Origin of the sequence: Pseudooceanicola marinus (assembly GCF_020177265.1) — a bacterium.
GTDB classification, from domain to species: domain Bacteria; phylum Pseudomonadota; class Alphaproteobacteria; order Rhodobacterales; family Rhodobacteraceae; genus Pseudooceanicola; species Pseudooceanicola marinus_A.
Genome location: NZ_JAIVMC010000019.1, coordinates 24,760 through 43,218 on the forward strand (window position 1 = coordinate 24,760; position 18,459 = coordinate 43,218).

General features: G+C 66.1%; 19 protein-coding genes and 1 tRNA gene. 18 read left to right on the top strand and 2 right to left on the bottom strand.

Translation table 11 applies throughout. The features are described from left to right. The first annotated feature begins 270 nt into the window (after positions 1 to 270). The 16 genes from LC066_RS20960 (at position 271) to LC066_RS21035 (ending at position 14,941) form a co-directional block, all read left to right on the top strand. Positions 271 to 1,431 (top strand): amidase, encoded by a 1,161-nt coding sequence (locus tag LC066_RS20960; protein ID WP_224903373.1) that lies wholly within the window; start codon positions 271 to 273, stop codon positions 1,429 to 1,431. After that, positions 1,428 to 2,570, top strand: coding sequence for an acyl-CoA dehydrogenase family protein (locus LC066_RS20965; RefSeq protein ID WP_224903376.1), 1,143 nt, complete (start codon positions 1,428 to 1,430; stop codon positions 2,568 to 2,570). The genes LC066_RS20960 and LC066_RS20965 overlap by 4 nt, the downstream gene beginning before the upstream one ends. 73 nt (positions 2,571 to 2,643) lie before the next feature. Further along, positions 2,644 to 3,003, top strand: coding sequence for an IacB protein (locus LC066_RS20970; RefSeq protein WP_222479437.1), 360 nt, complete (start codon positions 2,644 to 2,646; stop codon positions 3,001 to 3,003). Beyond that, complete coding sequence (locus tag LC066_RS20975; protein WP_222479439.1) at positions 3,000 to 3,533, top strand: nuclear transport factor 2 family protein; 534 nt, start codon at positions 3,000 to 3,002, stop codon at positions 3,531 to 3,533. Before LC066_RS20970 ends, LC066_RS20975 begins: the two co-directional genes overlap by 4 nt. Before the next feature lie 12 nt (positions 3,534 to 3,545). Then, positions 3,546 to 4,820 carry an aromatic ring-hydroxylating oxygenase subunit alpha gene (locus LC066_RS20980; protein ID WP_224903379.1) on the top strand — a complete coding sequence of 425 codons (1,275 nt, stop codon included), beginning with the start codon at positions 3,546 to 3,548 and terminating at the stop codon, positions 4,818 to 4,820. Then, a complete protein-coding gene (locus LC066_RS20985) occupies positions 4,817 to 5,308 on the top strand; it encodes an aromatic-ring-hydroxylating dioxygenase subunit beta (protein ID WP_224903382.1) in 492 nt (163 codons plus the stop codon). Before LC066_RS20980 ends, LC066_RS20985 begins: the two co-directional genes overlap by 4 nt. After that, positions 5,308 to 6,066: an SDR family NAD(P)-dependent oxidoreductase gene (locus LC066_RS20990; protein ID WP_224903384.1), complete on the top strand. Its 759-nt coding sequence runs from the start codon at positions 5,308 to 5,310 to the stop codon at positions 6,064 to 6,066. The genes LC066_RS20985 and LC066_RS20990 overlap by 1 nt, the downstream gene beginning before the upstream one ends. A gap of 16 nt (positions 6,067 to 6,082) precedes the next feature. Then, entirely contained in the window at positions 6,083 to 7,045 is a 963-nt protein-coding gene (locus LC066_RS20995; protein WP_224903387.1) for a PDR/VanB family oxidoreductase, read from the top strand. 14 nt (positions 7,046 to 7,059) lie between these two features. After that, positions 7,060 to 7,545, top strand: a complete 486-nt coding sequence (locus LC066_RS21000) for a flavin reductase (protein WP_222479449.1) — start codon at positions 7,060 to 7,062, stop codon at positions 7,543 to 7,545. 73 nt (positions 7,546 to 7,618) lie between these two features. Further along, positions 7,619 to 8,632: a TRAP transporter substrate-binding protein gene (locus LC066_RS21005; protein ID WP_222479451.1), complete on the top strand. Its 1,014-nt coding sequence runs from the start codon at positions 7,619 to 7,621 to the stop codon at positions 8,630 to 8,632. Continuing rightward, positions 8,629 to 9,171 carry a TRAP transporter small permease gene (locus LC066_RS21010; protein ID WP_224903390.1) on the top strand — a complete coding sequence of 181 codons (543 nt, stop codon included), beginning with the start codon at positions 8,629 to 8,631 and terminating at the stop codon, positions 9,169 to 9,171. Before LC066_RS21005 ends, LC066_RS21010 begins: the two co-directional genes overlap by 4 nt. Before the next feature lie 4 nt (positions 9,172 to 9,175). Next, complete coding sequence (locus LC066_RS21015; protein ID WP_222479455.1) at positions 9,176 to 10,456, top strand: TRAP transporter large permease; 1,281 nt, start codon at positions 9,176 to 9,178, stop codon at positions 10,454 to 10,456. 13 nt (positions 10,457 to 10,469) lie between these two features. Then, the gene (locus tag LC066_RS21020) at positions 10,470 to 11,489 is read left to right on the top strand and encodes a ketopantoate reductase family protein (protein ID WP_224903394.1); all 1,020 of its coding nucleotides are present in this window, start codon (positions 10,470 to 10,472) and stop codon (positions 11,487 to 11,489) included. After that, complete coding sequence (locus LC066_RS21025; protein ID WP_222479459.1) at positions 11,486 to 12,241, top strand: class II aldolase/adducin family protein; 756 nt, start codon at positions 11,486 to 11,488, stop codon at positions 12,239 to 12,241. Before LC066_RS21020 ends, LC066_RS21025 begins: the two co-directional genes overlap by 4 nt. A 225-nt stretch (positions 12,242 to 12,466) precedes the next feature. Continuing rightward, a complete protein-coding gene (locus tag LC066_RS21030; RefSeq protein WP_224903397.1) occupies positions 12,467 to 13,285 on the top strand; it encodes a hypothetical protein in 819 nt (272 codons plus the stop codon). A gap of 138 nt (positions 13,286 to 13,423) precedes the next feature. Further along, positions 13,424 to 14,941, top strand: a complete 1,518-nt coding sequence (locus LC066_RS21035) for a catalase (RefSeq protein ID WP_224903401.1) — start codon at positions 13,424 to 13,426, stop codon at positions 14,939 to 14,941. Positions 14,942 to 15,019: 78 nt separating this feature from the next. Here LC066_RS21035 and LC066_RS21040 read toward each other — a convergent pair whose 3' ends face one another. Together LC066_RS21040 and LC066_RS21045 are read right to left on the bottom strand one after the other, a co-directional pair. Then, positions 15,020 to 15,484, bottom strand: coding sequence for a MarR family winged helix-turn-helix transcriptional regulator (locus LC066_RS21040; protein ID WP_222479464.1), 465 nt, complete (start codon positions 15,482 to 15,484; stop codon positions 15,020 to 15,022). A gap of 198 nt (positions 15,485 to 15,682) precedes the next feature. Next, entirely contained in the window at positions 15,683 to 16,987 is a 1,305-nt protein-coding gene (locus tag LC066_RS21045) for an ATP-binding protein (protein ID WP_222479466.1), read from the bottom strand. A 39-nt stretch (positions 16,988 to 17,026) separates the two neighbouring features. On the opposite strand from LC066_RS21045, the gene LC066_RS21050 reads away from it, so the two are divergent. Continuing rightward, positions 17,027 to 17,941: an MBL fold metallo-hydrolase gene (locus LC066_RS21050; protein WP_224903404.1), complete on the top strand. Its 915-nt coding sequence runs from the start codon at positions 17,027 to 17,029 to the stop codon at positions 17,939 to 17,941. 157 nt (positions 17,942 to 18,098) lie between these two features. Beyond that, positions 18,099 to 18,173, top strand: a tRNA-Asn gene (locus tag LC066_RS21055). The last annotated feature ends 286 nt before the right edge of the window (positions 18,174 to 18,459 follow it).

Consider the following 18,459-nt stretch of genomic DNA (forward strand, 5'->3'; position numbering starts at 1 on the left):
TATACCTCTAGATCGAGGTACTTTCGGCCGAATCCAGGCCCTATTCCATGCCGTATGGGCATCGCTCTCCCGCAATGTTGGCGCTCAAAAACCGCAAAAACCCACCCCGCACAGATTTTGTGCAAATTGATCTAAATCATTGTTTCGCAGGGTTCATATTGGCGTCACACACCCCCTCAAATAGCACCCTGAGCGGGTCCCGATCACGAAGTGGGTTCCCCGAAAACGAATTTACGGTAATTTTCACTTAACTACTCTGAGTGAGCGATGATGACCGACACAGCCAACTCCATCGTGACCCGTCCCCTGGACCTCGGCCCCGAAAGCGGCCCGCGTGTCCTGGTGAAGGAATGCCTCGGGATCGAGGGGATCACCACGCGCTGCGGCTCTGCCGCTTTCGCCGAGGCTCCTGCCGAAACCGCCCATTCCCACGTGGTCGAGACACTGCTGGGCGCCGGCGCCCATGTCGTCGGCACCGTCACCATGCATGAGCTGGCCTTCGGGGTCACCGGCGTGAACGCCTTCGCAGGCACCGCCGTGAACCCCGGCTGGCCCGACCGGATCCCCGGCGGCTCTTCCTCCGGTTCCGCCGCCGCCGTCGCCGCCGGCCTGTGCGATTTCGCCGTGGGCACGGACACCGGCGGCTCGGTCCGTCAGCCCGCCTGCTGCTGCGGCGTCTTCGGGTTGAAACCCACCTTCGGCGCCATCGACCGGCGTGGCGCGATCCCGCGCGGATCGTCGCTGGACGTGATCGGGCCCTTCGCGGCCTCCGCGCCGATGTTGACCAAGGCCGCGTCGATGATGCTGGCGGGCTTTACGCCTGAGACCATCGACACCCCGCGCCTGGGCCGCGTCGCCCTGCCCGCCGAGGTCGAAGTGGCGCCCGAGATCACCGCCGCAACCGATACGGCGCTGGCCGGGCTGGAGATGGCCCAGGCCGCCCTGCCCTCATTCGCGGATGCCTACCGCGCCGGCCTGACCGTCATCAACTACGAGCTGGCGGGCGAGTTCGGCCAGCTGGCCCGGTCCAACGCCACCCTGGGCGCCGACATCCAGGGCCGCGTCCGCGCTGCCCTGGCGGTCACGCCCGAGGACATGGCCGAGGCCGAGGAAATTCGCGCCCGTTTCACAGCCGAGGTGGACGCCGCGCTGGAAGGGCTGGACGCGCTGGTGCTGCCCACCATGCCGACCGTGCCACCTACCCTGGACCAGGCGACGGATCCCCGCGCGCTGATCCCGCTCACCCTTCTGGTGCGCCCGTTCAACCTGTCGGGCCACCCCGCCGTCACCCTGCCGATCCGCACCGCGGACGGGCTTCCCGCCGGTCTGCAACTGGTGGCCCGCAAGGGCGCCGAGGCGCGCCTGTGCGCGCTGGCCGAGACCCTCGCGGATCGCTGCACCCCCGCCGACACCTCGAAGGAAACGCCATGAACAAACCCGACCCCACCCTGGGCAAGGCAGCCGAGCTGTCTGCGCTCTGCGAGGAGATCCGCGGCCGCCGGGCCGAGTTCGACACGCTGCGTCACATCCCCGATGACATCGTCGCGGGCTTCAAGAAGATCGGCGTCTACCGGGCCTTTGTCCCCACCCGCCTGGGTGGCGACAACATCGACCCGATGCAGTTCCTGGAACTGATCGAGACCCTGTCCGCCGCCGACCCGTCGGCCGGCTGGGTTGCCTCCTTCGGCGTCTCCTCGACCTACCTCGCGGCCCTGCCGCCCGAGACCTTCGACAAGATCTATGGCGAGAACCCCGATACGGTCTTCGCCGGCGGTCTTTTCCCGCCGCAGCCCGCCTACCGCGTGGACGGTGGTCTGGAAGTGTCGGGTCGCTGGTCCTGGTGCTCGGGCTCGATGGGCGCCGACCTGCTGGGCGGCGGCATCAAGATCGAGGGCGACGAGACGCCCCTGCCCCGCACCGCCGTCATGCCCAAGGCCAAAGTCACCATCGACGAGACCTGGCATACCATCGGCCTGAAGGGCACCGGCAGCCATGACCTGGTGGCCGACAAGGTGATCGTCCCCGAAGAATGGACCTTCATCCGCGGCTCGAAGTCGCAAATGACCGACCCGATCTTCCGCTACCCCGCCATGGCCCTGGCCGCCCAGGTGCTGGCCGTGGTCGCACTGGGGGCTGCGCGCGAGGCGCTCGACTTCATCAAGTCCGACGCTGCGCAGCGCGCCTCGATCACTGGCGCGCCGAACCCCGGCGCCCGCCCCTATGTCCAGGCCCACCTGGCGCGGGCCGAAGGCACCCTGGCCGGCGCCCGCGCCCAGTTCTACGACACCACGGCCAAGGCCTGGGAAGAGCTGCAGCACAACGACGAGGTCTCGCCCGAGACCAAGGTGCAGCTGCGCCTGGCCTCCACCGTGGCCGCCCATGACGGCGCCGAGGTGGCGCGCGAAGCCTTCCTGATGGGCGGCGCGGGAACGATGATGCAGGGCCACCCCCTGGGCCGGATGATGATCGACGCGGCCTGCGTCGCCCAGCACGCCTTCATGGGTGAAGGCACCTGGACCGCCGCCGGCGCCGCCATGTTCGGCGAGAAGACCCCTCCGGGCTTCCCCTGATCCCGAAACACCGCCGGGCCGCCCCAGGCCCGGCACCAGAAAAACCGGAACACCTACCGACAGGAGCCCCCCCATGAGCGAGACCAAACTGCGCACCCTTCTGTGCTTCAACAACCACGGCACCTTCTTCTCGCTGCCCTTCGACCAGATCGGCCCGGTCTGGAAGGCCACGCAGGAACTGATGTCCGGCATCGCCAAGCTGGACGGCGTGGAAATCGTCGGCACCTTCGACGATGACCAGACCTTCGTCGGCGCCTCCCAGGGTTTCCCCTACACCTGGTACATCATGGCCGACTTCCCGAACCGCGAAAGCGTTCAAGCCGCCTGTAACCTGCTGCGCACCATCGTGGTGGGCGAAGGCAACGACCGGCTGTGGAAATACATGACCGTCGAGGCCCGCATGGGCCGCGCCCTGGAGATCCCCGACCTGTGAGCGATCTGTCCGAAATCCACGGCGACATCCTGGCGCGGCTCGACCGGCTGGAGGCCGAAAGCGCCTGCCGCCGCTGCTTGTCCGACTACATGGACATCTGCGACCGGCTGGACGCGGACACGGATCTCGACGCCCTGGGCGCCCTCTTCACCGAAGAGGCCGTCTGGGGTGGCGCGGGCGACCGCTATGCCAAGGATTTCGGCGCCCACCACGGGCGCGCGGCGATCATCGGCTGGCTGGGTCAGTTCTGCACCACCCCGCCGCATTTCGCGATGAATGCGCATTTCCTGTCGTCCGAGGCGATCACCCACGGCGACGACGGCACCGTCACCGGCCGCTGGCTGATGCTGCAGACGCCGACCTTCCACGACGGGCAGAGCTTCCTGATGGCCGCCCGGCTGGAGATCGACTTTGCCTACGAGGCGGGCGCCTGGCGCATGCACCGCTTCTCCACCCGCAATCTTTACGCGCGTCCGGTCGGTGACTGGAACGCTCCCGCCCAAATCCCGGCGCCTGCCGCCGGCCATTGAAAGGAATTCGACATGTCTCTGGATGAATTTCCCAGCGGTCCGCAGACCGACGAGCTGATGAAGGGCGACCGCGTTGCGACGCCCATGTACGAGGATCCCGCGCTCTTCGACGTGGAGATGGAACGGATCTTCGGCAAGTCCTGGGTCTGGGTTGCGCATGAATCCGAAGTGCCGGGCAAGGGCAACTTCGTGCTGTCCTGGGTCGGCACCCAGCCGGTGATCGTCTCGCGCGACCGCAAGGGCGAGATCCACGTCCTGGTGAACCGCTGCCGCCACCGCGCCGCGACCGTGTGCGAGATCAAGAAGGGCAAGACCAGCTCCTTCCAGTGTCCCTACCACGGCTGGGGCTACGCCCTGAACGGCGACCTGCGCGCGATCCCCTACTCCGAGGGTTACAGCGACGACTTCAAGAAGGAAAACTTCGGCCTGAAGAAGCTCCGCGTGGAGACCTTCGAGGGCATGGTTTTCGCCAACTTCGACCATGACGCCGAACCGCTGGAAGATTTCCTGGGCAACGCCAAGCCCTGGATCCGCCTGTTCATGAAACAGGGCGGCGGCTTCCCGGTGAAGACCCTGGGCGAGCATCAGTTCAAGGTGCCGATGAACTGGAAGGTGCAGCTGGAAAACACCACCGACGCTTACCACTTCCCCATCGTGCACAAGTCCTTCCTGCAATCGCTGGACGGCGAGGCGACCGAGACCTTCTCCTTCATGGATGACGACGACGGCTACGTCGAAGACCTCGGCAACGGTCACTCCGTCATGGTGATGATGCCGGAACTGATCGATCTGGACGAGAACCTGGACGCGCCGATCCCCGAGCGGTTCAAGGAACTGGCGGCCGAGCTGGCGGAGCAGGGCTACGAAGACGAGAAGGTGCGCCGCATCGTGCGCGCCGTGGGTGGTTGCGGGTTCAACCTGAACCTCTTCCCGAACGCCGGCTGCTCGCTGTCCTTCTTCCGCATCCTGCGCCCCGTCTCGGTCAACGAGACCGAGATCCGTCACATCGCCCTCGGCATGGACGGTGGCCCCGAGGTCGCCAACCAGATGCGCATGCGCCTGCATGAACACTTCCAGGGTCCGATGGGCTTCGGCTCGCCGGATGACGCCGAGGTCTGGGAACGCGTGCAGCGCGGCTCCGCCGGGGCCGGCGACGTGGACGTGATGGTCAACCGTGGCCTGGGCCTGGAGAAGGAAAGCCAGAACGGCCTGCCCGTCGGCGACATCTCCGCCGAGACCGGCATGCGCGCCGCCTACAAACAGTGGAAGAAGGTGATGGACCAATGAAAGACATGGCCGCAACCGACGTGAAACTGCAGGACATCGCCGAATTCCTGTGGATGGAAGCCGATCTGCTGGACCGGCGCGACTACGACACCTGGCTGGACCTGTGGACCGAGGAAGGTCACTACGTGATCCCGGTCGACAAGGAAGGCGATGATTTCGCCAACCGCCTGAACATCGCCTATGATGACGCGAAGATGCGCAAGATGCGCGTCGAGCGGTTCCAGGCCGGTTTCTCGATCTCCTCCGCCCCGCCGGCGGATAGCGTGCGCACCCTGTCGCGCTTCGTGATCGAGGGCGCCGAGGGCGATACCGTCACCGTCCGCGCCGCCCAGCACGTGATCGAGGACAAGTTCGGCCGCCAGCGCATGTTCGCCGCCAATGTCACCTGGAAACTGAAGGTGACCGAGGACGGCTTCATGATCCGCGACAAGGTCATCCGCCTGCTGAATTCCGATGGGGTGCTGACGTCGATCAGCTATCTGTTCTGATGTCGAAACCTCTTCCCCTTGAGACTCAGACAGCCGTCATCACCGGCGCCGGAAACGGCGTCGGGGCGGAAATCACGCGTGCCCTCCACGCGGCCGGATACCGGGTCATCATCACCGACGTGGATGCTGACGCGACCTACAAGCTCGCCGAGGAACTGGACCTCGCCTCCGAGATGGCCCTGACCGCCACCCTGGACGTGTCCAAGCCCGAGGATTTCCAGACCGTCCTCGACAAGGTCGTGGATCGCTGGGGCTCGGTCGAGGTGCTGGTGAACAACGCCGCCGTGACCCGCGCGCAACCGCTGATGGAGATCGACCCCGCCGCCTTCAACGAGGTGATGGGCATCAACGCGGGCGGCGTCTTTGCCGGTTCGCAGATTTTCGGACGGCATTTCATTGAGCGCGGCTATGGCCGGATCATCAACATGGCCAGCCTGGCGGGCCAGAACGGTGGCACCACCACGGGGGCGCATTACGCCGCCTCCAAGGGCGCGATCATGACCCTGACCAAGGTCTTCGCGCGCGACCTAGCCCAGTACGGCATCACCTGCAACTGCATCTCGCCCGGTCCCATGGACAGCCCGATGGTGCACGAACTGGTGGGCGAGAACATGCCCCAGATGCTGAAGAACATCCCCGTCGGCCAACTGGGCGATCCCGCCTTCGTCGGTCAGCTTGTCACCATGCTCGCCGGTCCCGAGGCTGCCTTCGTCAATGGCGCCTGCTGGGACTACAACGGCGGCCTTTACATGCGCTGAGGGAGACATGAAGGACATGAGCGATACCAACACCATGATCCTGACGGTCGCCGAGCGTTTCGACGACCGCGGCGACATCATGCAACTGACCCTGAAGGGCGACGGTCCGCTGCCGCCCTTCACCGCCGGCGCCCATATCGACCTGCTGGTCGAAAGCCCCGAGGGTCCGATGTGGCGTCAGTATTCACTGGCCGGCAACCCCGCCGACCGTGACTGCTACAAGCTGGGCATCCTTAAGGATCCCGAAAGCCGGGGCGGCTCCAACGCCCTGCACCAGCTGGTGAAGACCGGCGAGAAGGTGCACGTGGAAGGCCCGCGCAACCACTTCCCCCTGGCGGCGGATGCCACCAACACCGTGCTCTTCGGCGGCGGCATCGGCGTGACCCCCATGCTGGCCATGGCCTGGGAGCTGCACGACCGCGATGCGCCCTTCACCCTGCATTACGCCACCCGCTCGGCCGAGCGGACGGCCTTCCTCGACCAGATCGAAAGCCTGCCCTTCCGCGCCAATATCGTGCTGCATCACGATGACGGCCAGGGCGCCGAACCGCTGGATCTGGCGCGCGATCTGCCCAAGGCGGAGGCAGGCACGCACATCTATGTCTGTGGACCGCAGGGCTTCATGGACTGGGTGATTGGAGAGGCCGAAAAGGCAGGCTATCCCGGGAAGCAGATCCACCGCGAATATTTCTCGGCGGATGTCGATGCCACCGGGGACAGCTTCGAAGTGTACTGCGAGCAATCGGACCTGACGGTCACCGTCGGACCGGATGAAACCATCGCCAAGGTCCTGGCCCGCGAGGGTCTGAAGATCGAGGTGAAATGCGAGGAAGGCATCTGCGGCACCTGTCTGACCGACGTGCTGGAGGGCGAGATCGACCACCGCGACCAGTTCCTGACCGAAGAGGAACGCGAGGACGGCGACCAGATCTGTTGCTGCTGCTCGCGCGCCAAGGGCCGCCTGGTCCTGGACATCTGACGGAGGACGAGCGCATGGAAATGAAGGATCTGTTCCGCGAAGGCATGTGCCGCCTGGGCGCCGCCGTCACGGTCCTGACCACCGACGGCCCCGCCGGGCGCCACGGCATGACCGCCTCGGCGGTCTGCTCGGTCACCGACACGCCGCCCACCCTTCTGGTCTGCGTCAACCGGAACAACCGCAGCCACGACATGTTCCTGGAAAACGGCACGCTTTGCGTCAACGTCCTGGGGCCGCAGCACCAGGACCTGTCGGGCATCTTCGCCCGGGCCGGCACCGAGGAACGCTTCGCCGACACCGGCTGGACCACCCATGCCACCGGCGCCCCCGTGCTGGGCGATGCCCTGGCGGCCTTCGACTGCCGGATCACCGGCCGGTCCGAGGTCGGCACCCATTCGGTCTTCTTCTGCGAAGTCGAAGAGATCGCCCTGAACGAGGGGGACCGGTCCGGCCTCATCTGGTTCGGCCGCGATTTTCACCACCTGCGCGCGGCGAGCTGATCGCCGCGGGCCACACGACCAACCGGGACAACCCGGGACCATGACCCGTAAAACCAACAGGGAAACGCCAACAATGAAACATCTTCTTGCCGCTACCGCCCTCGGTCTGTCGATGGCAAGTGCCGCCGCCGCGGACACCGTGCTGACCGTCGCCAACTGGCTGCCGCCGTCGCACCCGCTGGTCTCCGAAGTCGTCGTGCCGATGACCGAGCAGATCGCCGAAGCCACCGACGGCTCGGTCACTGCCAACATCCTGCCCGCCCCCCTGGGCCCGCCGCCCGCCCACTTCGACTTCGCCGTCAACGGCGTGGCCGACATCACCTTCGGCGTGCAGGGCTACAGCGCCGGCCGGTTCAAGACGACCAACCTGGGCGAGCTGCCCTTCCTCGGCGACAGCTCGGAAGCCACCTCGGTCGCCTACTACCGCACCTGGAAGGAATACCTGGAGCCCGCCGGCGAATACGACGGCGTAAAGGTCCTGGCCGTCTTCACCCACGGCCCCGGCGAGATCTTCGTGAAAGAGGGCGACGCCACCAACCCCGACTTCCTGGAAGGCAAGAAGCTCCGCGTCGGCGGTGGTTTCGTGCATGAGATCGCCACCGGCCTCGGCGCCGTGCCGGTCGAAGGCCCCTCCTCCAAGGCCTATGAACTGCTGAGCCAGGGCGTCGCCGACGGCATCCTCTTCCCCTACGAGTCGGTCGACTTCTTCGGGCTGATCCCGCAGCTGAACGTCGGTGTCTCCGTGCCCGGCGGTCTCTACAACACCTCGTTCTTTATCGTGATGAACCAGGCCAAGTGGGACAGCCTGACGCCCGAGCAGCAGGAACAGATCGACAGCGTCACCGGCGAGGCCCTGGCCCGCATGGCCGGCCAGATGTGGGATCGCGTCGATGCCAAGGGCCTGGAGAACATGGAAGGCAAGATCGAGGTCACCCCGGCCACCGAGGAACAGATGACGGCCTGGACCGCCATGCTGGAGCCGCTGGTCGCCGAGAAGATGGAAGAAGTGGCCTCCACCGGCGTCGACGCCGAAGCCGCCTATGACTTCTTCAAGGCCGAGATCGCCAAGGAAATGGCGGCCGAATGAAGCCCGCCACGTCTACCCACGTGTCCGAGGAGCCGGCAGCAGATCTGCTGCCGGCGTCCCGGAACCCCTTCGATCTGCGCATGATCCTGGCCGTGCTGGGCGGGGTGCTGCTGATGGTGCTCATGGGGCTGACGGTCGTCGACGTGATCGGCCGCTACCTCTTCAATTCGCCACTGCAGGGCGCCACGGAACTGACCGAGCTGCTGCTGGCCGCCACCATCTTCCTCGGCCTGCCGGCCGTGTCCCTGGCCAACGACCACGTGACGGTCGACCTGGTGACGGACCGCCTGCCCTTCCGCCTGCAACCCTGGCGCCTGGCGCTGACCGGGATCTTCTCCGCCGTCATCCTGGCCGTCGTCGCTTGGCGGATCTGGATCTATGCCGGACAGATCGGCGACTATGGTGGCGTGACCACGTCGCTGCGCATCCCCATTGCCCCGCTTGGCTACTTCTGCGCGGTCTGCACGGCCGCCGGTGCCTTCCTCTCCGTCGCCGTGCCCCTGCTGGATCTCGTGCGACGGCTCAAGAACAGGACCTGACCCCATGGAATACTGGCCCGTCGGCATGGCCGTCGTCAGCCTGCTGCTGCTGATCGGCGTCCCGATCTCCTTCGCCCTTGCGGGCGTCGGTCTCGTGGGCGTCGCCTCGATCATCGGCTGGACCCCCGCCTTCTCCCTCCTGGGGTCCACCTTCTTCGACAACGGGCGCGACTATTCGCTGTCCGTGCTTCCCCTCTTCCTGATGATGGGCAACTTCGTGGTGCAATCAGGCATCGCCGAAGAGCTCTACAAATCCGCCTATGCCTGGCTGCGCCATCGCAAGGGCGGGCTGGCGACGGCGACCGTGGTGGCCTGCGGCGCCTTTTCGTCGGTCTGCGGCTCCTCCATGGCGACGGCCGCGACGATGACCCGGATCGCCCTGCCCTCGATGCGGCGCTACGGCTATCCCGACCAGCTGTCGACCGCCTCGATCGCCGCAGGCGGCACCCTGGGCATCCTGATCCCGCCCTCGGTCATCCTGGTCTTCTACGGCATCATGACCCAGCAGGACATCGGGCGCCTCTTCATGGCGGGGCTGATCCCCGGCGTCATCGGCGTCATCGGCTATGCCATTGCCGTGCGCATCTCGATGAAGCTGCAGAACCTCGAACTGCCGACTGAAGAGAAACTGCCCCTGATCGACCGCATCAAGGCGCTGAAGGGCACCGCCGGGGCGCTGGTTCTCTTCGTCTTCGTGATGGGCGGGATCTATCTGGGTGTCTTCACCCCCACCGAAAGCGCCGGCATGGGCGCCGGGGGCGCGCTGCTGCTGGTGATCCTGTCGGGCAAGTTCAGCATCGACAGCATGATCTCGGTCCTCTTCGACACGATGAAGACCACGGCAATGATGTTCTTCATCCTCTTCGGGGCGCTGACCTTCACCAACTACGTGAACATGTCTGGCATGACCCGCGACATCCAGGAGTTCCTGACCCTCTTCGGGGATACGCCGCTGGTGACGATCCTGGTGATCCTGTGCATCTACCTGGTACTGGGCTGCGTGCTGGAAAGCCTGTCGATGATCATGCTGACCGTGCCGGTCTTCTATCCCATCGCCGCCGCGCAGGGGATCGACCTGATCTGGTTCGGCATCTTCGTCGTCATGGTGACCGAGATTTCCTACATCACCCCGCCCGTGGGCATGAACGCCTTCGTTCTGCGCTCGGTCGTGCCCGACGTGAAGCTGGGCACGATCTTCCGCGGGCTCTTCCCCTTCGTCGCGATGGACGTGGTCCGCGTGGCGCTACTGACGGCGGTGCCGGGCCTTGTCCTGCTGCTGACCTGACGGAGACTGAACTATGAAGATAGCCATCATCGGCGCTGGCAATATCGGCACCGCCATGGCCGCCCTGATCTGCAACTCGGGCGCCGAGGTCACCGTGGTGGCCCGCGGCGCGCGGTTGCAGGCGATTGCCGAGGGCGGGCTGGCCCTCGATGACCGGGGCACGCGGCATGACGCGCGCCCCAAGGCCACCGAGGCGCTGAGCGAGGTGCAGGACGCCGTGTTCCTCTGCGTGAAGTCGCAGCAGTTGGGCGCGGCGCTGGAGGCCAACCGCGCGGGCATCGGCCCCGAGACCCTGGTCATTCCCATGGTCAACGGGTTGCCCTTCTGGTTCTTCATGCCGGATGTGCGGCCCGTGCCCCACACCGACCCCGAGGGCATCCTGGCCCGCCTGCTGCGCCCCGAACAGGTGCTGGGCGCGGTGTTGCTGATGACCGTCTCGATGGACGAGACGGGCGTGGCGCTGTCAACCAATACCCCCACCCTGTCGCTGGCCCCCGTGGCCCCCGGCGCGGACGGGGCCAAGGTGGACGCGCTGATCGAAACGCTGAACGCGGGCGGCGTGGTCACCGACCTGTCCGAGGACATCCGCGCCAAGGTGCTGGTCAAGCTGATGGCGAATGTCACCACCAACCCGCTGTCGGCCCTGGTCGGGTGCACCCTGGAAGAGATCGGCCAGCGCGACGATCTCTGCGCCCTGGCCTTTGCGGTGGCGGACGAGTTCCGCTCCTGGGCCAAGGCCAATCTGGGCCGCGACGTGCCGCCCAACCCGTGGCTGCGCGACCTGCTGCTGGATGCCGGGCCCTTCGCCACCTCGATGCTGCAAGATGCCCGCGCGGGCCGCCCCCTGGAACTGGATGCGATCGCCCGCGCCGCCATGACCCTGGCAGAAGACCAAGGGCAGCCGATGCGCTGCCTCGCGGCCATCGTCCATGCCCTGGACACCGCCCCGACGCTGCCGCTGGACGGCACCGCATGCGCCGCCGCCCTGTCCGACCTCACTCCCCTCACCTCCCTGGAAAGGACCCCGTCATGAACGAGATGTCGACCCCGATGGACGGAATGACCGAGGCAGAGCTGCGCGTGCAGCTGTCGGATTTCTACCACCTTGTCAGCTACCTCGGCTGGACCGAGCTGATCTTCAACCACATCTCCGTCCGCCTGCCCGGCGCCGAGCACGCCTACCTGGTGAACCCCATGGGCCTGCACTACGACGAGGTGACGCCGGAAAACCTGCTGGTGGTCGGCGTCGACGGCAAGCTGAAGCGCGACAGCGAATACAAGCCCAACCCCGCCGGTTTCGCCCTGCACGGCGTGATCCACGAACACCGCCCCGACGTGGGCTGCGTGGTGCACACCCACACCACCCCCGTCTCGGCGATCACCATGAAGGGCTACGGCATCGACCATAACTCCTTCTACGGGGCGCAGCTCTACGGCCGGGTCGCCTACCATGCCTTCGAAGGCATCACGATCTACGACGAAGAGCGGGAGCGGATGCTGAACTCGCTGGGCGACAAGCACGTGCTGGTCCTGAAGAACCACGGCGTGGCCTGCATGGAAGCGGATATTCCGCTGACCTTCTTCCTGCTCTGGACCTTCCAGCGCGCGGCGGAAATTCAATGCGCCGCCGCCGCCATCCCCGGCCCCGACAGCCAGCTGCCGGAAGAGATCAAGCAGAAGTGCGCCGCCGACGCGCAGCGCCTGAAGGACAGCGCCAGCTTCGCCACGCTGCTCTTCGACGCCATGGTCCGCAAGATGAAGCGAGAGCGCCCCGAGTTCGCCTGAACTGACCCAAACTCCTGATCGACCCATCGACCGCCCGGCCCCCTTGCCGGGCGGTTTTGTTTCGCCCGTCTCCGCCCCCCGGCAGGAAGCGGCCGGCCTCGACCGCCCCTCTGGACACGGAAGCGTGAGCATGGTCTCACTTGGGAACGGATAGCCAAAAGAGGAGCCAATCCCGTGAAGTTAATTAGGAATCTGTTGATCAGTACCACGATATTGACCTTCGCAGTGCCCGTGATCTTGTCCGACATCACCGGCACCGGCACCGCCGAGGCGCAAGGCAACAGCGGCGGAAACGGCAATGGCGGCGGCAACGGTGGCGGCAATAGCGGCGGCAACGGAGGCGGAAATGCTGGAGGCAACGGCGGTGGGAACGCTGGCGGAAATGGCGGCGGCAACGGCGGTGGCAATGCCTCCGACCGCGGCAACTCCGGCATGAACGGCAACGCCGCAGCGGCCAACGGACGCGGCAACAGTGCCGTGGCGCCAGAGGATCGCCGCCCGCTCGCCGCGTCCCTGAAGTCGCTCAATTCCCTCAAGCGGAACATGAACGGGATCGTCAATTCCGCCGATCCGAAGATGGAGCCGGCGCGCGACTACCTTGAAGCCGTGGCGGCACACGAGGAGGCTGTCGAAGCCCTGGAAGACGCGCAGGAAGTCTACGCCGAGAGCTACGACGTGCTGGCCACCGCCGTCGAGGACCTGGGCATCACCGGCGCGCCTGAAACCTGGGCGGACGAGATCGAGGACCTGCGCAGCGAGCTGGAGGCCAATCCCGTCGCCGAAGGCGAAGAGGGCTACGACGACTACCAGGAGACCCTGGCCGATCTGGAAGCCGCCGAAGCCGCCCTGGATCAGGCCCTGGCCGACAAGGCCGTGCTGGATGCCGCCGAGGCGACCGAGCTGGAAACCGCTGCGGCCTCCGGCGACGAGGCGCTGCGCGAGGCCCTTGCCGCCGCCTACAGCAGCACCGGCAACGGCACGATGACCCCCGATGAGGTCACCGACGAGATGCTCGACTTCGCCAAGCGCGAACTGGGCGTCTGATCACGCCGACCCTGATGCATCGCCTCGCCGGACCGTCCGGCGGGGCGGCTTCCCCTTGCAAAGGGAACTCATGCCCCGGCCCCCTCGTTGACCCTGGACGCGACACCGCGCCCTGACCTCATCGATGGAGACCGTCCCATGTCCCGCAAGCCGACGCTGACCTCGTCCTCCGGCAAGCCCTACCCCACCAACGAGACCTCCAAGACCGCCGGCGCGCGCGGGCCGGTCCTGATGGAGGATCACTACCTGCTGGAGAAGCTGGCCCACCAGAACCGCGAACGCATCCCCGAACGCGTGGTGCATGCCAAGGGCTGGGGCCTGCAGGGCAAGTTCACCGTCACCCAGGACATCACCGACTACACCTGCGCCAAGCTGTTCTCCGAGGTCGGCAAGACCACCGAGGTGCTGTCGCGCTGGTCGACCGTGGCCGGGGAAAGCGGCGCGGCGGATGCCGAACGCGACGTGCGCGGCTTCAGCCTGAAGTTCTACACCGAGGACGGCAACTGGGACATGGTGGGCAACAACACCCCCATCTTCTTCATCCGTGACGCCTTCAAGTTCCCGGATTTCATCCGCACCCAGAAACGTCACCCCAAGACCAACCTGCGCAGCCCCGAATCCATGTTCGATTTCTGGGCCGGCCAACCCGAAAGCGTCCATCAGGTCACCATCCTGATGTCCGACCGCGGCATCCCGCGGACGCCAGCGCACATGAACGGCTACGGCAGCCATACCTTCAGCCTGTGGAACGCCAAGGGCGAACGCCACTGGGTGAAGTTCCACTTCAAGACCCAGCAGGGCCACGACTGGCTGTCCGACGACAAGGCCGCCGAGATCATCGGCCACACCCGCGAAAGCTACCAGGAAGAGCTGTGGCACATGATCCAGGACGGGAACTTCCCCAAATGGACCCTCTACATCCAGGTTATGAAGGAAGAAGAGGCGCTGCAGACCGACTTCAATCCCTTCGACCTGACGAAGGTCTGGCCGCACAAGGATTTCCCGCTGATCGAGGTGGGCGAGCTGGTGATGGACACCTTCCCGGAAAACTACTTCCAGCTGGTCGAGAATGCCGCCTACAACCCGTCGAACGTGGTGCCGGGCATCGGGTTCTCGCCGGACAAGATGCTGCAGGCGCGGATCATGTCCTACCCGGATGCGCACCGCTACCGCCTGGGCACCCACTACGAGGCCCTGCCCGCCAACGCGCCCAAGCTTGCCAAGGTGAACCACTACCACAAGGACGGCGCGATGCGGTTCTTCACCAACGACTTCGGCAATCCCGACGCCTACTACGAGCCGAACCAGTACGACGGCCCGGTGGCGGACGAGACCGCCGACGAGCCGCCCTTGCGCATCGATCCGGAGGCCGTCGCGGCCCGTTTCCCGCAGGAGGAGGCCGAGATCGACTACGTTCAGCCCCGCGCGCTTTATGCCGAGGTGATGGATGACGCTGAACGCGATCGCCTGCACCGCAACATGGCCGGCGGCATGGCCCCGGTCAGTGAGCCGGTGAAGGAACGCTGGCTGGCGGTTCTGAAGCGGGTGCACCCCGACTACGAGGCCGGCGTGCGCCGCGCGCTGGAAACGGGCGAGCATGGCGAACCGTCGCTGCCGGTGACCGACGACACGCCGACGAAGACGGAAGACGCCTGATGGACGCAGGACCCCGGCCCGTGTGGTCGGGGTCCGCCCCTCCTATCGAGGCGATTCCGATCGTGGGCGTCGCCCGGATCACTCCAGCTTGCGGTAAACCTTTTCCAGCAGAAGGTTCAGCACCATCTGCTCTTCGCGCGACAGATCCTCGAAGGCGGTCACGAAAACCTCGTCGGCAATGGACCGGGCATTGCGCCGCATCTCGTGGCCCGCGGGCGTCAGGCAGACCTCGGTCACCCGGCCGTCACTCGGCCGCGGCCCGGTCGTCACCAGTCCCTGCGCCGTCATCCGCTGGATGATCTTGGTCGCCGTGTTGGGCTTGATGATGCAGTAACTGGAGATCTCGGAGATCGACAGCGCCTGATCCTCGTAGAGAGACATCAGCACGCGCCAGTAGGCGACATCCATGCCGATGGTCTTCAGCCGCCGTTCCATCACCTGCATGTAGCGGTTGGACGTCTGGGTGATCCAGTAAAAGGGCCAGTTGGCCTTGTGAAATCCCGCCTCCTGCGGCGGGGGCACCGAACGGCTGTCGTCTGTCATCCTGTGTCTCTGTCTGGCCCGGGATCGGGTCGGTATCCCTGTCTAACGTACGGAACAAGCGACAGAAAGCCGCATCACCCCCAGACCATGGTAGAGCGGCAATGTCACAAGACAAACGCCTAAGGCAGAAGCGCCTGGGGGATTGCGGACGCGCCGCCCTTTCCGCAAGGGGCCGGACCGGCACCGGACAGGCGCCGATCAGCGCGCGATGATGATATCCGCCTGCAACCCGCCCAGCACCTCGCTTTCGCCCAGGCGCAGCGCCCCGCCATGGGCCCGCGCCGTATCCACCGCAATCGACAGGCCCAGACCGACGCCCGACCCCCGGTTCTGGTTGCGCGCGGTATCAAGCCGGCTGAAGGGCTTCACCGCCTCCTCGCGCTTCTCGGCCGGGATGCCGGGCCCGTCATCCTCCACGCGAATGCGCAGGGCCTTGGGCGTCAGGTCCACGCTGACCTCGGCGCGGGAGCCATAGCGTACCGCGTTGCCGATCAGGTTCTCGACCGCGCGCCGGATGGCCATCGGCCGCAGGGGCATCTCGCCCTCTCCGACCGCCTCGACCAGGGTCACGTCCTGGCCGGCCCGGCCCGCGTCATGGACGATCTCGCGCACCAGCTGGATCGGATCGACGCGGGTCTCGACCTCCTCGGCGGTGCCCCGGGCAAAGGACAGGAATTCGTCCAGCATGCGCTGCATGTCGTCGATGTCCCGCTCCAGTTCCTTGCGATCCGCTTCCTCCAGCATCGAGACCGCCAGGCGCATCCGCGTCAGGGGCGTGCGCAGGTCATGACTGACCCCCGACAGCAGCAGCGTGCGCTGTTCGATCTGCCGCTCGATCCGGGCCCGCATGTCGAGGAAGGCATGCCCCGCCGCCCGCACCTCCACCGCGCCTGCCGGCTTGTAGGGCACGTGGCGCCCCCGCCCGAAAGCCTCGGCGGCCTGTGCCATGCGGGTGATCGGGCGCAGCTGATTGCGCAGGTAGATGAAGGAGATGACCGTCATCAGCACGCCGAAGAACACCATGTTCACCAGAAGCTGGTGCGGATTGGAGGCCGACAGCCGCGTCCGGTCGAAATCGAAGCGAAGCAGCTCTCCCTCCAGCCCGGGCTGGACCAGGTAGAGGCTGACGTCATTGTCATTGGGCAGGTCCACGACGCGCAGCGCCGGCACCTCCTCGCGCAGGACCCGGCCGATGACGCGGCCCGACAGGTCGAACCAGCGCAGGCGGCCCGCTTCCGGAACCGAGGCGACCGGCACCTGCGAAACCTCCATCTCCAGTACCGCGGCGGCCTCGCGCCCCTCGCCCTCGATCGTCTCCTGCAACACCATCTTCACGTCGCGCCCGGCGGACCGGGACATCTGTACCGTAACCCCCTCGAAATGGCGCTGGATGAAGACGACCGAGACCACCAGCTGCAGCGTAACCACCGGCAGCACCAGGATCAGCGCCGCCCGCCCGTAGATCCCCCGGGGCACATATCGTTTGAGCCAGTCGAAAAACATGCGCTACCCTAGCCCCGGGCCGCACGGAGGAAAAGCGAGATGCAGGCAGAGGCCAGCGATGATCTGATCCCGGGGCGCGTGGTGACCCTCGCGCCGGGCGTCCGCCGCGTGCTGGCGCCGAACCCCTCTCCCCTCACCGGGCCGGGCACGAACAGCTACCTGCTGGGCGATGGCCCCGACATCGCCGTCATCGACCCCGGGCCGGAGGATGCCCGGCACCTCGACGCGCTGCTCTCGGCCCTCGGTCCCGGCCAGCGTGTGTCGCATATCCTGGTGACCCATGCACATCTCGACCATTCGCCGCTGGCCCGCCGGCTCTCTGCCGAAACCGGCGCCCCGGTGCTGGCCTATGGCCCGGCCCTGGCCGGACGGTCCGAGGTCATGGCGCGCCTCGCCGCGGCGGGTGACCTGGGCGGGGGCGAAGGCACCGATCATGCCTTCCTGCCCGACGTGGCGCTGGAGGATGGCGCCCGCGTCGCCGGGTCCGATTGGGACGTGGAGGCGATCTGGACCCCGGGGCATTTCGGCAACCACCTGTGTTTCGCCATGGGCGAGCTGATCTTCACCGGTGACCTTGTGATGGGCTGGTCCAGCACCCTCGTCTCGCCCCCCGATGGGGATCTGACCGATTTCATGTCCTCCTGCCGGCGCCTGCGCCACCGCCCGGCCCGCCTTTTCCTGCCCGGCCACGGGGCGCCGGTCACTGCTCCGCAGGACCGCCTCGACTGGCTGATCGGCCACCGAGAGATGCGAGAGGCGCAGCTGTTGCAGGCCCTGGCCCTGGGCCCCGGATCCGCCGCGGATCTCGCCGCCCGAGTCTACACCGACATCTCCCCCGCCATGCTGCCGGCAGCCGCCCGCAACGTCCTGGCGCATCTCATTGACCTGACGAGAAAATCCCGCGTGACACACGACGGCGACCTCGGTGCGGAGACGGTTTTCTCCCTCCCCTGACAGCCGGTACTGGACCCGCGCGCAGCGCTTCGAAAGACCCGGGTAAAAAATCCCGATTTTCTGTCCGAAAGGCTCTTGCCGACCCGGAATCGCATTGCTATACCCCGCCCACACCGCAGGGACGGCAGCGCACAGCGCCCCGCCCGACACCAAATGCTCCGGCGTAGCTCAGCGGTAGAGCAGTTGACTGTTAATCAATTGGTCGTAGGTTCGATCCCTACCGCCGGAGCCAAAGATTTCAAGGACTTAGCGCTGGTCCGCTAAGTCCTGTTTCTTTTCGAGTACAGAATAAATACAGCGAACACTGCGTAGATCGACGCTTCCGGGTTTCGACCTAGTCAGCTGCGTAGTTCTACACCTCAGTTCGGGAAGCATGAGTCTAGGGTCAGGACCCATTGATTTCCGCAGGTTGGCGTGATTCACGGCTCGAAAAACGAGCGGTGACATGTCTGACCTTTTCTGGCTGACCGACGTGCAGATGGCGCGTCTTGAGCCCTACTTTCCGAAGTCCCATGGCA